Genomic DNA, 13,954 nt, shown 5'->3' with positions numbered 1-13,954 from the left:
GCAATCGAATAGCTCAGCGTATCGCCTGCATCTGGATCGGTAGCGATAAGTTGACCGGACGCTTTCTGGCCGTCCTCGTCGACAGAAACAGACGCTATCGGGGTCAGCGTTGGCGCATCATTGACATTGTTAACGGTTAAATCAAATGTGGTCGACACCTGTGCGCCATGATCGTCTGTCGCCGTGACCGTGACTGGCGTGCTGCCCACATCGCTATTAGTCGGTGTACCGCTGAATGTGCCCGTCGAGGCATCAAAGTGCAACCACGTCGGTAAACTACCGGTGGAGAGCGTCAAGGCATCGCCATGGTCAATATCGCCGAAGGTATCACTTGGCAGTGTGAACTGTAACGCACTGTCTTCATCAACTTGCTGACTGGTGATGGTGTGCGCCACGATTGGGGCGTCATTCGTCCCTTCAATCGTCACGCTAATGGTGTGCGGGGTGCCATCCACACTGGTGACAGTGATGGAGTCTGTTAGTGGCTCACCCGCCGCCAGTTGTTGGATAGCGGGCTGATTATTATCAGCGTGGTACTGCCACTGCCCGTCGACACTGAGTGATAAATGACCATAACCTGAATCACTGGTGACATCCGTGATCGGTGTGAATGCAGCTTCACCGCTGTCTACATCATGAACCGTCAGTTGCCCACTGGCTTGCAACTCACCCGATGCTGAGACCGTCGAGTCTTCTTTCAGCTGCGCTCCAGCGCCAGATATAACTGCGCCATCATTGGTACCTGTCACAGTGATTGTTAGGTTTTGTGTATCAGTCGCGCCCGCATTATCGGTGACAGTCACGGGAATGGTCAGTGTCTCAGTTTGCCCCTGAGCCAGGTGCTGATACGCGCTGTAGCTTGGGTCGAACGACCAACTGCCATCCGCATTGAGGGTAAAGCCATCCACTTGTCCGGCTGAGAAATGCAATTGGTCTCCGGTATCAGCATCACTGGCGTGAATTTGCCCTTGAGCGATTTTGCCATCCTCATCTACATCGACAGTAGAAGTTGAGGAAATAATCGGAGCATGGTTGACGTTACTATCCGGTTGATGAGGTACATTGGAACCGTGTGCGAATGTTGGCGTTACCGTGTTCGGTGCTTGGGTCGTTGGATTTCCTCCACCTACTTGTTGTGTAGTGGTGTGTGACACTGCTGAAGTTTCGTCAGTGCCTTGAATATTGACCTGTATTTCGCGGCTAGTTCCATCCAACGTTTTAACCGTGAAAGTTTCAGTTAATTGTTGGCCTTCGTTCAATCCCTGCACTTTCGTGTGTTGATTATCGAGCACGTAATGCCACAAACCATCACTATCAATATTGAATACACCGTACTGGCCTTGTGTGTTTGGCTGCTCGACAAACCCAGATTGCCCGGCATCTGTATCAATAACATCTAATTTACCTTGATAGTCAGTGATAACATCTTCTTTCAGTGTACCGGTCGTTACGCCACTGATCACCGCTTTGTCATTGGTTCCAGACACCGTTATGGAAATCGCTTGTGAAGTTCCATCAATCGTATGGACGTATAAAACTTCTTTGAGCTGTTCTCCACCCTTTAAACTTTGTATCGTGGCGTTGTTATTATCAGCGGTATAAACCCAATGTCCGTGAGCATCAATATCAATTTGACCATACTTACCCGTTAGTATTTCAGGGGTAAATGCATTCTCACCAGAGTCAGGATCGATAACAGACAACTGCCCCTGAGCCTCTAAATGTCCGGAAGGTGATACAAGATCTTCTGTAACCGAGCCGGTAAAAATACCTGATACTGTCGCACTCTGATTCGTTCCATGTACCGATATCGTCACTGTTTGCTCCACTGGTACACCGGAGGAGTCCGTCGCCGTGACTAAAAAGGTTTCTGTCGCTGCTTGCCTATCAGTAAGCGCCGCTGTTGAAGGAGCCTTATTATCAAGCTGATAACGCCATTCACCACTACTTGCATCAATATACAGTTCACCGAAGCTGCCTTTTGGTTGAACGACACACCACGTCACACTGTCACCATGGTCAGGATCAACGGCTATCAATTGACCGACAGCTTCATCTATCACACCATGCTCATTTACGCTGCCACTATGAACCCCAGAGATCACTGGTCGGTCATTACTGCCATCTACTTCGACGCTAATTACCGTTGAAAGTGTTTTGCCATGGTTATCTGTTGCGACAACAACAAACTGTTCCGTCTTATGCTCACCTTCTGCAAGCGCATTGGTTGAAGCCAGTTGGTTATCAAGGTGGTAGACCCACTCTCCACTGTGGCTATCCAGAGTTAATTCACCATAATGGCCGCCCTTGTTTTCCACTGACCAGATAACAGACTGACTACCATCACCACTTGTTGTTAAATGTCCAGCAACTTGATCCTGACTGGAATCTTCTTTTAACACAGCGTGGCGCATCGAAGAGACTATGTGTAAAGGATGAGAAATACTTTCGAGTTGTTCCGAATGATTTTGCGAAGAAGTGGTGGTTGTGGGGTGTGAGAGTGCGTGAATATCATTCGTATGATGCTCTGCTAAATGTTTAAACACAGGTAAAAGAGCAGGAGCAATTATTTTGGACACACCCGATATATTTGACAATGGCGTGTAGGTACCCGAATCAGTATGAGAAGAGGCTGCCACCAAGTGATGGCCACCTCGGTGATCTTGCGTGCTTTGGGATTTCTCATTCTCGCCCATATCATCGCTCACTTCGGCGCGAGTTTTCACCATCTTTTCAGAGGGTGACACTGACGTTTGGGAAAACTCAGTGTCAGAAACTGGAAGGACTTCGGACTCTTTGTCCCCTTCTCCTTGCTGATGCTCCGTATGAACTAAACCACTCGCGGTATGCCATGATTTATCTGCAACCAAATCTTTATTGAAACCACGCTCTGAGCCAGAACGACGAAACTCTTTAGCGCGGAGTTTAGCTACCTGATTATCTTGTTCCTGAGCTCTCTTTTTCGCTTTGGCTTCACGCTTTTTCTGCTCTTCGCTCTTAGACTCAGATTTGTTGTCTTGCGAAGGGGGTGTTTTCTTGTCCTTACTCATAACTCACCTCTATTAGCGTTCGCCAAAAGCTTCTCTCATGTTGGTAAATACGGGCTTCCATAAATATTGGAAGATGGTTTTTTCTCCGGTGACGATGTCAGCTTCGCCAGTCATACCTGGTAACAAGTTTAGCTTGCCTGGCTCTGCGCCAAAGTATGGCTTCTCAATCGCAATCCGGACTTTGTAGTAAACCCCACCTTTTTCATCGGCGTCAGTGGTCGGCGAAATCCGTTCAACAACACCATCTATGGCGCCATAACGGCTGTAGTCAAACGCATCGATTTTGATTTTGGCTGGTTGCCCTACCGTCACAAAACCAATATCTCGAGGTGACAATTTCGCTTCCAGTAAGGCAGTTGGAGTCGTCGGCACCACCACGGCTACTGTGCCTCCCGGCTGGATTACACTCCCAGATGACGTATTCGGTATCGACTGAATAATGCCATCAACCGGAGACATCACCGTATCTTGCTGGATTTGCAGATCTGAAGATTTCAATCTCGCAGTCACACCAATTAACTCCGAATGCGCATCTGCACGCTTTTCACCCACTTCTTTAAAGAGCGTCGCTTCCCGTTGTTCAAATTGACGGCGCTGGTTGTCAATGTTCCTCTCCAGCACCGTTCTCCTACCTTCGAGACTTTTTAACTCGCGTAAATACGCATCCAATTTCTGCTGGGTTTCCGATATGGTCAATTTAGATACGGCCTGAACGCCTCTCGGTGAGTTCATTAAACGCAATGATTCGCGGGATGAATTGATCTGGTCTTGAAGCGGAGGGATTTCCAAATCGATGCTCGACAGTTCTGCGTTCGATTTCGCAATCTCGGACTCTGATAACTGCATAATCGCTTCACGCTCTTTGTTCATCCTCGCCAGACTTTTCTGGTGTTGCTCGACTAATGCAGGGTACGTCAATTCATAAGAGGAAAAATCCGCTGGTCGCCCTTCGATAAATGCGTTATACCGTTCGATTCGTAACTGAAGATTAGCTTGTTGACCGAGTAGCTCTTCTTCTACTGCTTGGCTGTCGACCGACACAAAACTCGCGATCACATCGCCCTTGCTGACCAAGTCTCCTTCAGTAACTAAAACCGATGCCAATGTTCCTCCTGACTGGCTTTGAATGACCTGCTTGTGACCCAAAGGAACAACTTGTCCTTTTGCCTTGGCGATTTCTTCTATATCGGCAAACACTGACCAAAGTAAGACTAAAAATACCGAACCTACAACAAACCACATCACCTGTTTAATCAGGCGTTTTTCCATTGGTGCTTCAATGGCTTCTGTAAATTCATGTTCTGGTAAGTAACGATTCGACAGTTGCTTATCATCCATGCTGTGCTACCCCTGCGTTTGCTTGTTCTGGTTGTTGTGACGGTTCAGCTTGCTTAATAATTGGTCCGCAATACACCAAACTGCCTTTGTCTAAAATGATCACTTTATCTGCGAGTTCGATCAGTTCTTTGTCATGACTACTAAACAAAATTGTTGCGTGTCCTCGACGCTTCATCAATGTCCGTTTAAACGCTCTTTTTGCATACGGATTTCGATTGGCAATAGGTTCATCCAACACTAAAAAAGGTGAATTTTTCAGTAGTGCAACGGCAAGCCCGACATAGGAGCTTTCAACCGCAGAAAAGACATTTTCACCCCGATGGAATATCTCGGCATCAATATCATCACCGATAGCTTGCAAGAGTGAGGTCGCCCCTGCGGCATGTAATGCCTCTCGAATTTCATCATCAGATGCGTCTGGATTCGCGACCCTGAGGTTTTGGGCTAATGAACCGGGGATAATATCTGCGTGAGTTGGGCTATAGGCAGCCCAATGACGAAGCGCTTCTGGGTCATACTGTTTGGTGTTTTTGCCGTTGATAGACACATAACCCACCTGACCTTCCAGAACACCGAGTGCCGATAATAAGAGAGAGGTTTTACCACAACCATTCGGGCCAATGACAGCCACCAGTTCACCAGGTTCTACATCGAATGTTACCCCTGACAACGCAGGTTCACTTTCTGCGCCGTATCGCAAAGTCACATGCTTAAATGAAACCGAAGGAGGCTGATGTGTTTCCGGAGACTCAAGCCTCAACGAATGAAACTCTGTTGGAACCTCCATCAAACGATCAAACTGTGCGATAGTGCCTTTGACCATGGCAAACTTCTGGCGCGAGGCAAACGCCAACTGAGCAGGTCCAGTAACCCGCCAAATCAGCATAGTGGTCGCGATCAAAGCACCTGGCGACATCTGCTGATTCAGCACCAGAAAAATGCCTGTAAATACAGATACCAATACAGTAGTCAGCCCCATCCCATGCGCGACGGCGCTATTTAATCCGTTACGTTTAGAATAGAGAAAGTTTTGCTGGCTGTTCTCTTTGGCTCTACGCATGAAATGCTGATACCAACCTTGGGATTCGCCCGCTATTTTCAGATTAAGAATACACTGTGATATTTCGTTGAAGCTACCTTGATAATCACTGCTTATCGTTGGCGAGGCTGCTTTTACATACCGCTCTAACCCTTTTAAAATAAAATAGAAAATCATCAACATCGCGATAGGCACAAGCACTAACCAACCGCTTAATAATGTGATGGCTAGCAGTGGTATCAACGTGAACGGCAAATCCACCAGACCTGATCCAGAAGGGCCGGATATAACCTTACGCACATTTTCTGAATTTCGAATACGGCTAATGTGGCTGGCCAACCCCACTCGGCTCAATACCGCCAGTGGCATGCTTAATAATCGGTTAAAAGTTAACGCAGATAAATCTCTTGCAAACCGATTACTCACCCCTGCGATCAATCGAGCACGGAAAAATCGGCTGCCAACCATAATGATCAACGCCAACACCGCACCAAAAGCAATGTTGGGTAGAATCTGCGGTGCATGACCACCGATAACGCGATCATAAACAGCCATAGTAAATAGAGGAATGGCTAAACCCGTTACCCCAGACAAAAGACTTAACCAGAAAATAGGACGATACCATTTCACTTTCTTACGAAAATGAGACAGAAAACGCTGAGTTTTGTTTCCTTCCATAGGTAATGCGTTAACGATAAACACAAAGCCACTTTCCGGCTTACCATCCAGACTGTGCCATTGCTTATTTTCTCCAAGCTTTTGCCACTGATTTTGACGCCAGCGAACAATCTCAGCTCTGCCCGAGTCATCTACCCAAATAAAGGGATAAACCGAGTCTTTTAATTTTGTCGCAATGCAAGAGTGAACGGTGACATCCAGTTGGTGCTTTTTGAATAAAACGTAGGTATCTAAATAGCTGATATCATTGGCTACATGACCTTTTTGTATGCTTCTGGCTTGCGCGTGCAGTCCAAGTTGATCAAAAAATGTTGCCATAACCTGCTTCATACCGATTATTGAACGATCTTCTATCGACATTAGCTATCTCCCATAACTTGCTTTGACGACAACCGACCTTCAATCGATAGACTAATTTGACTGTCGCTGAGCGCTATCACTTCATCAAAATAGGACGCAATGATGATCGTCATGTCTCCTCGCTTTTCATTGAGTAATGACAATAATCTTGACTGTGAACCAGCATCAATCGATACCATTGGTTCATCCAGTAAGAGAATAGAAGGCTTTTGAGACAGTGCCCGAATCAAAGAAATAAGCTTAATCGCTCCTTTATTCAGGCTGGCGTTATCATGCCGCCCTACTGGCGTTTGAAAACCGTAAGGAAGTTGGCTGATAGTGTCAGACAGTCCCAACCGATCGGCCAACTCCATCGCATACGGTTCACTTTCATGACGAAAGAAAGTCATGTTCTCCAACACGGTCCCATGAAACAGCGTTCCCCATGGCGCGACATAGCTAACTGACTGACGAAATTCGAACTCATCGTGCTCGTACAGTGGTACATCTGCGATCGCTATAGTTCCTTGCTCTGGCTGATGGTAAGCGCCCAGTGAGCTTAACAACAAACTGGCATAGCTCATGGGGTTAGAATTAACAACGGTGATGAAGCCTGAAGGGATATTCAAGTTAATGTCGGAAAGTGACGCGCCAACTTTACTCACACTTACGTTAGTAAATGATATTGGCCCCGATGGCAGTTTGCTCTGATATACGGTTTGCGCAGTAAATTGCTCTTGAGGTGCATTGATTAAGTCTTCAATGTCCTGACTGGCTGCGCGTGCCGTCACTAATTTTGCACGCAGGCTACCCAAAGCACTGAGCGGTGCGACCGATCTCCCAGCCAAGATCGAGCATGCAGCCAAACCACCGGTGGTCATTTGGCCATCCAATACCGCCAAACACCCGACAATAACAAGCGCTAACGTTGTGCCTAACGAGGCACCTTGAATTAGCTCTTGAAGTTTCGCCGCTTGCCAGTCAACCTCGTTTTGTTTTTTCAGATTCTGGTGGTTAACATCTTTATATCTGTATGTCATACGTGCTTCTAACGCGAGCGCTTTTACCGTTGCCACGCCTGACAGGACCAAAACGAGAATGCGCGTGCGTTCACTTTCCGTGACTGCGAGTTCCTGAGTTACCTCCAATAACTTGTTACTTACTCGCCAAACCCAGAGCCCTGCAATACACCACACTACGACAGGAACCAGAACCACCCAGCCGCCGATATAAGCAATGAGCGCCAAAAATATTAAGGTGAAGGGAATATCCATTAAGGCTATCGCAGCCTGCCCTGAATAGAGATCACGTACGCTAGATACACTTTTCAAGCCGCTCAAAATCTTTCCGGAACCCAACGACTGCAAATATTGGTAATCGGCTTTTAGCAATCGCGTTATCAGTTTTGCAGTGACATCAAACTCGTAGTTCGCAGCTGCTGAAGCAAGAAACCAACTTCTGACATAGCGCAATATCACCTCAAGAAGAATCGCAACCGCAACACCCAACAACAACACATTTGCTGTGCCATACGCTTCGTTAGGAAGAATTCGATCGTAAATCTGCAACATGCTAAATGGTAAAGCGAGAGATAACAGATTAATAAATATCGAAGTAAAAAGTAATTCGTTGAAGTTCTTGTTTATTCTCAAGGACTGAAAGTATTGTTCCATCAACTAAACTCCGGCTTACTTAACGTCAGTTAGCGAATAAAAATACGTTTTTATATACTAGCCAGATATGAATAGATCCACATATAGGCTAAGGCCATTTCTGTGGTATGAAACATGTTTTACTTAAAGTTGTTATTTTCTTCAACGCACAGAAGAACCATTCCGTTTTAAACGAACAAACTCTTACAGTCCTACATTGAGCTTGCACATATGTCCAGTCTGGCAGGAGCAGATCAGATGATTCACTCTTATCGTGGTGAACAACGCTTCATACGACTTCAGGTCTCACAGACAGAAACGAGTTGAGCGCTCCGGCCTATATCCACTTATCGGATAACTTCTGTAAGTTATTTGTCATACATTCTACGCACTGGCGGAGAAGCCCAATTAAAAAAGCGTATATCTTCAATATTGCTGGGGCGAGCATCAAACTCAAGTACAGCTCTCAAACCATCTGTATAATATTCATCCTCTGTCAAATTATATCCAGGGGATTCTTTTGACAGTTCGCCTACACCTTGGACAAAACCTATTTTGACCAAGCCTTGAGAAAATATCATATCCTCAATAAAAGCTGTTCTGGCCTCATCGATATCAGGATCAATTTTATGGGTTGTTAATGTCGGGGTATGCCATGTAAATCGCACTCCTATATCTCGGCTTATCTGTCCAACCCAAACCTCTTTATTGTTATACACGTACTCGGTCAGCCATAACCTCATGTGGTTCCGCTGATGAATTGTGCCTCGGGCTTTCTGAAGCGCAACATCTTGCTTACGTCCTTTGTAATATAAATTACTCACTGGAGAATATCGGTAATGCTTACCAAATATAAAAGAGTTAATCGTCTTCCAGATAGATCCAAGATAACTATCCTCCGCATAGTGCCACCCTCTTCTCACAAATGGAGGCAATAGCTGATCTGAGTTCCCAATTAGAACCAGATTAAGAGGGTCACCTAATACTTCTCCATTCTGACCTGTAGTGCAACATGGCATGTTCTTCAGTATTTCACGCAGTTCCTTCTCATCAAGTTGTTTTTTTCCTTCTTCCAGGGAATCTTCAACCTGATGTAATGAGTGCGTTTTAAGACCTGAGAGTTCAAAGAAAAAATCAAAAAACTTGATATCGTTTTTACTAATCAGGTCAATATCTAGTTCTTTCTCATCCTCATCTAGGTTGACGTAAAAAAAACCGGATTGGGTAGTATTTGCCGGTATTGGATTAAAGAAACTATGCTTTTCGAAGTACTGTTCTAGGTCGCCATTATAACCTGGCTGAAACAGCCTATGTTGGCTGTAAGCCACTTCATGAGGGGAAAAATACTCTGGATCCAAACCCGACGAGAGCATCCAATAAGGATGATTATCTTTATTCTCTATCCTTACCCAAACGGGCTGAATCGATTTGAGCCCAAGATCAACTCCGAAGAATTCTTTGCTCTCTTGGCGAGTCAGAACAGAGACTGACACCTGAACATTATCCTGACGCTGGCTCTGAATTCGGGGATAAAAACTAGTAAGTCCCGAGTCAGGTTTGTGAACGACACAACCAAACAGTAAGTGTGCCATTATTAAATAAACAAGCCATTTACATCCAGCTCTTATCCGTGCGGGCATCGTAAATAATCCTTTCAATTCCTAATAGTTAAATCTATACACAGTGACTGTTGCTAGCAAACTCAACATAACTTAACTCATCAGGCATTCCTATCCAGAACCACTCACAGAGCTATAGAGCAAACTCTTTTCCGGTAAACAGAGAGTTCGTGAGTTGGCACTCAACCAATTGTTCGAACAAATAGTCTGGGAGAGCGCGCAGATCTTTGATTCTATACTTAGCAGTGTTATTCAGACTTCCTCGTACTTGTTGTTCATCCCCAGAGAAAAATCCAACTTTGAGCATGGCAACCCGAGTCGATGCCGTACTCTCATCTTGGAATGAGCCGCAGGGTGGCTAAGCCAAAGAAAACAAGCAGGATCAGAATGGCAATACGCCAGAATATATGGTCCAGCACGTTGGTAGATAGCCTTTCTAATTCATTGATATCGCGTTGTAGATGCGAGATTAGCTGCTGTAACTGATTGGCAAGATCGCTGGATGCCTGAATTAGCTCCAGTGTGTTGACTGGAGGTCCTCCGGCTAAATCAGTTGAACTATCATCAAAGCGCGCTAATAAACGGTCAATATTGATACTCGCTTGGTTGGTTTTGTCAGCCAGGTCCGAAGATGCCTTTACTAACTCTAGTGTCGCAGGCAGCATCTGTTCTGCTTTGTTGCTACTGTTTGAAACTGACTCAAAGATCTGTTCCCGTTCATAGGCAATGTATTCAAAAAGTTGGTTGAGCGCGAGCTCACGCTCTTTCTGGATGTCTTCAACAAGCTTATTTTCTAGTTCAGCGAGTGAGGTCGGATACGAAGCCAATGTAGATTGGAGTTCTTCAAACCTCTCTTTCGCTTCATCGTATCGAGCTAGCATCTCCTGAATCTCGGGAGAAGCAAGTATACGGTAAGCCGATAGTTCTACCTGCTCACCGGCAATATAAGTCAAGCGACTGGAATACCACATTGCACGTTCCCCAAACAGTAATGCTTTATCAACGGTGCTCACAGCAGAATCGATCTCTTCTAGTAAACCTTTGGCTTCTTGTCGGTGCCGATGCTGAGGTATCCAACGAGCATCTGTGAAGGAGTCAAATCGGGTTAGCTCAACGACTAGCCTATCCGGATTTTCTTCGAGCCAAACATCTATCAACTCACGAAGTACCTGTTGCTGCGAAGGTGCCAACAGCCGAGAGGAGCGCTGCCAAAGGCGCTCTTCTGTTTTCTTTAATTGATTTAAAGCATCCTTAGCTCTTTCGGCTCCCCATATTTTGGGTATCCAATAATTCTCGAAAGTTGAGCGTTGTAATGTTGATAACACAAGGAGATCGAGTAACGCGATATCGGGGCTTCGTCCTCCAGCTATTTCTGTTGCAGCCCCTAAACTGTTACGCATAAAGGACTGAACTAACACTCGTTCGTGACTATTTTCAGTTTTTGGTCGTAAGTGCAGGAAGGCAACTTCAGAAACAGAAGCGATGTAATCATCGGCCATCGACATGATTAACGATTGCAGTGCTAATTCATCCATTGCCAGTTGATTGGTGGCTTCAGCCTTTGTGAGATGCATTCCTGGGCTCGACATAACTAAGTCTTCAGGGATAATCGCACAGCTTGTTAATAGGAATAGTATGGATGAACTGGATAACAGTTTTAAGGACATGAATTGTCTTAGTAACATCCGCTGTCTCGTTTTATAGAGTTGAACATTTATCTAAGTACATTTACCTACAGCAGATGCTTATTAATTCCACTCAGCTATTAGAGTAAACATCATTTGGCAAAGAACATAAGGTTAACTTAAGTATTAGTTTCAAGTTTTTGGAAATGCCAGAAATTATTACTTTTAAACGGGGTTCGAGTCACGATCCTTTGATAGTCCGTAATTACGCTCCACATCATGGTAGAAAATTCGGTCCTAATGTACTGAACCGAATCATCGGAGAGCCAGTAGCTAAAGGAGAAGAACGACTTATTTCTTCTATTTCCCCCATCGGCAAAGAAGGAGCGGTCAGGTTGTACTAGGAGGTTCCTAGGCTAACCGATGACTTGATATACTCTAATTTAACCCGAATAATAACAGTGAGTTATCACAAACATTTAGGATGTGACTGGATGTCATCAACTGAAACAATTTTTCCCTCAGCAATTGTAAGCTGTGCACAAACACGCGTCTCGGAATTGAAGTAAATTCCATATTGAGTATTTCCGCTTTCGAAATAATCCACGCTTTTAAAACCATGTTCTATCATTGCATCTAATGCACTAATTGAGTTTTTCCCTTTTAAGTCTAGATAACTCGCAGATTGCTTTGGCTTTTCAGAATCCACCGAACCGAACCCTGCTTTAATATTTTCCTCTTTTGTTTTATTGATGTCACAACCCTGCATCTCTGTCACTTGAGTGCACCCTGATCTTTCCAATTTTTTAGCATATTCATTATTAATTGCCTGAACACTAAAACTCATGGTAGAACAAACTGCAATCGAAGTAAGCAATAATTTTTTTATATTTGACATTTGAGACTCCTTTAAGAAAATGCATGAAACAACAGTTATATTTAACTTAAATAGCCACATTCAACATATTCGGCATTATTGTTAACGCCAATTTTGATAATTTGTCGACGTTAACAACCTCTTTCAATCTAGCACTAAAAGACTTAATCAACCCTAGGTACAACAAAATTGTTTTCATCAACTGAATAACCACCCGTATAGTAGCCACTTTTAGTATGACCAAAAGTATGTCAAATCACCGCTTGGTGAAACAATGAATGAATTAGGTGTAACTTCGAATGGGGCGTGCGACATGAAGTCGTATGCAGCGCTGTCCTCCGCGTATAGAGATGGACCATCTGTATCACCAGATGAACCTAGGAGCCTGAATAAAGTAGCGGCTCTGACAATGTAACGAAGACGAGGAACATCTTGTCGGGGGCTGAATCGTGAGAGAATGATCCTCCTGATAACCACAAATCGGGTGAGTGCTAGGTAGGCAGTATGATGAACATAAGTGAATCCGTGGAAGGTGCGTTATCGGATGAAACAGCGGAAGTGGTTTATACGCTGTAGCCAAAAGGCATGAGAGTTGGAAAGAGATTGCCCCATGCTCTTTCGTGATCGACACACTCTCCGCACCATAGCGGGCATCTACCCTGCCATCGCGTAGCATACGGAACATGGTAAGCCTGTATCACTCCCTCTGGGAAAGCCTCTGTGGCCGATAGTGATGCAGGTAAAGGAGGTTGGAAAAAGCTAAGGCTGCATTGTAATGATGCAGATACAGATTTATATCTGATCACGAAAGTGAGCTGACTTCCGACTGGTCTTCCGTTGCAAGAGAATTTGAAGAACTTTATTCAAGGAGGAACGCAAATGATGATTTCAAAAGAGATTAGTGCCACTCCTGACAGTGCTCAATGGCAATCCATAAATTGGAAAGTCGTAGAATCCCATGTTTTAAAGCTTCAGATGCGTATTGCAAAGGCAACACGAGAAGGTAAACACGGCAAAGCGAAAGCGTTGCAATGGATACTGACTCACTCGCGTTCAGCAAAGCTACTTGCTGTTAAGCGAGTATCGCAAAATAAAGGCAGTAAAACGCCTGGAATTGACGGCGTCATCTGGAATACAGATACGCGCCGCATGAAAGCAGTCAATCAATTGAGCAGAAAAGCTTATCAAGCCAAACCGCTCAAGCGTATCTACATCCCCAAGAAAAACGGCAAGCTCAGACCACTTGGTATCCCCTGCATGGTCGATAGAGCGCAACAAGCGCTTCATCTTCTTGCACTAGAGCCAATATCAGAAACACTTGCAGACCCTAACAGCTACGGGTTTAGACCAAACCGCAGCACTGCCGATGCAGTTGCGCAGTGCTTCAAGTGTCTGGCACTAAAGAAGTCAGCTCAATGGGTTCTTGAGGGGGACATCAAATCTTGTTTCGATAAGATCGGACATCAATGGCTGATTAATAACATTGCCATAGATAAACGTATGTTGGAACAATGGTTAAAGTCTGGTTTTATGGACAAAGGGCTGTTCTATCGCACTGATGAGGGAACACCACAAGGTGGGGTCATATCTCCGACCTTGATGCTAATGACGCTTGCAGGACTTGAGCAACGCATAAAGTCTACCGCACTCAAAAAGGGTGCTAGGGGCTGTTGATCTTTGGTGGATGTTTTTTAATCGGCATGGTGAACTTGTATAATTGGTTTCGCCAAAAATCAA

7 protein-coding genes and 1 pseudogene are annotated in these 13,954 nt (G+C 44.9%); 1 reads left to right on the top strand and 7 read right to left on the bottom strand.

The features are described from left to right. From ACWYU8_RS21785 to ACWYU8_RS21755, 7 genes are all read right to left on the bottom strand, one after another. Positions 1 to 3,050 (bottom strand): VCBS domain-containing protein (locus ACWYU8_RS21785; RefSeq protein WP_457521819.1); only part of this gene is annotated, 3,050 nt, incomplete at its 3' end. Between the two features lie 12 nt (positions 3,051 to 3,062). Further along, positions 3,063 to 4,388, bottom strand: a complete 1,326-nt coding sequence (locus tag ACWYU8_RS21780; protein ID WP_065300979.1) for an HlyD family type I secretion periplasmic adaptor subunit — start codon at positions 4,386 to 4,388, stop codon at positions 3,063 to 3,065. Continuing rightward, a complete protein-coding gene (locus tag ACWYU8_RS21775; RefSeq protein ID WP_457521818.1) occupies positions 4,381 to 6,465 on the bottom strand; it encodes a peptidase domain-containing ABC transporter in 2,085 nt (694 codons plus the stop codon). Before ACWYU8_RS21775 ends, ACWYU8_RS21780 begins: the two co-directional genes overlap by 8 nt. Beyond that, positions 6,465 to 8,117 (bottom strand): ABC transporter transmembrane domain-containing protein, encoded by a 1,653-nt coding sequence (locus tag ACWYU8_RS21770; protein ID WP_457521817.1) that lies wholly within the window; start codon positions 8,115 to 8,117, stop codon positions 6,465 to 6,467. The genes ACWYU8_RS21775 and ACWYU8_RS21770 overlap by 1 nt, the downstream gene beginning before the upstream one ends. Before the next feature lie 347 nt (positions 8,118 to 8,464). Further along, the gene (locus ACWYU8_RS21765; protein ID WP_457521816.1) at positions 8,465 to 9,736 is read right to left on the bottom strand and encodes an LssY C-terminal domain-containing protein; all 1,272 of its coding nucleotides are present in this window, start codon (positions 9,734 to 9,736) and stop codon (positions 8,465 to 8,467) included. Positions 9,737 to 10,047: 311 nt separating this feature from the next. After that, the gene (locus ACWYU8_RS21760) at positions 10,048 to 11,289 is read right to left on the bottom strand and encodes a hypothetical protein (RefSeq protein WP_457521815.1); all 1,242 of its coding nucleotides are present in this window, start codon (positions 11,287 to 11,289) and stop codon (positions 10,048 to 10,050) included. A 520-nt stretch (positions 11,290 to 11,809) separates the two neighbouring features. Then, entirely contained in the window at positions 11,810 to 12,238 is a 429-nt protein-coding gene (locus ACWYU8_RS21755) for a hypothetical protein (protein ID WP_457521814.1), read from the bottom strand. A gap of 858 nt (positions 12,239 to 13,096) precedes the next feature. Between ACWYU8_RS21755 and ACWYU8_RS21750 the strand changes: the two are divergent. Continuing rightward, positions 13,097 to 13,882: pseudogene (locus ACWYU8_RS21750) on the top strand (reverse transcriptase N-terminal domain-containing protein); the annotation flags it as partial. Positions 13,883 to 13,954 lie beyond the last annotated feature (72 nt).

The sequence above is a fragment of the Vibrio limimangrovi genome, from assembly GCF_054064025.1.
This window is presented reverse-complemented; position numbering and strand designations above follow the sequence as displayed.

Coding starts and splice junctions, on each gene's coding strand:
- ACWYU8_RS21765 (WP_457521816.1), bottom strand. CDS start 9,736: ATGCCCGCACGGATAAGAGCTGGATGTAAATGGCTTGTTTATTTAATA.
- ACWYU8_RS21775 (WP_457521818.1), bottom strand. CDS start 6,465: ATGTCGATAGAAGATCGTTCAATAATCGGTATGAAGCAGGTTATGGCA.
- ACWYU8_RS21770 (WP_457521817.1), bottom strand. CDS start 8,117: ATGGAACAATACTTTCAGTCCTTGAGAATAAACAAGAACTTCAACGAA.
- ACWYU8_RS21760 (WP_457521815.1), bottom strand. CDS start 11,289: ATGCATCTCACAAAGGCTGAAGCCACCAATCAACTGGCAATGGATGAA.
- ACWYU8_RS21780 (WP_065300979.1), bottom strand. CDS start 4,388: ATGGATGATAAGCAACTGTCGAATCGTTACTTACCAGAACATGAATTT.
- ACWYU8_RS21755 (WP_457521814.1), bottom strand. CDS start 12,238: ATGTCAAATATAAAAAAATTATTGCTTACTTCGATTGCAGTTTGTTCT.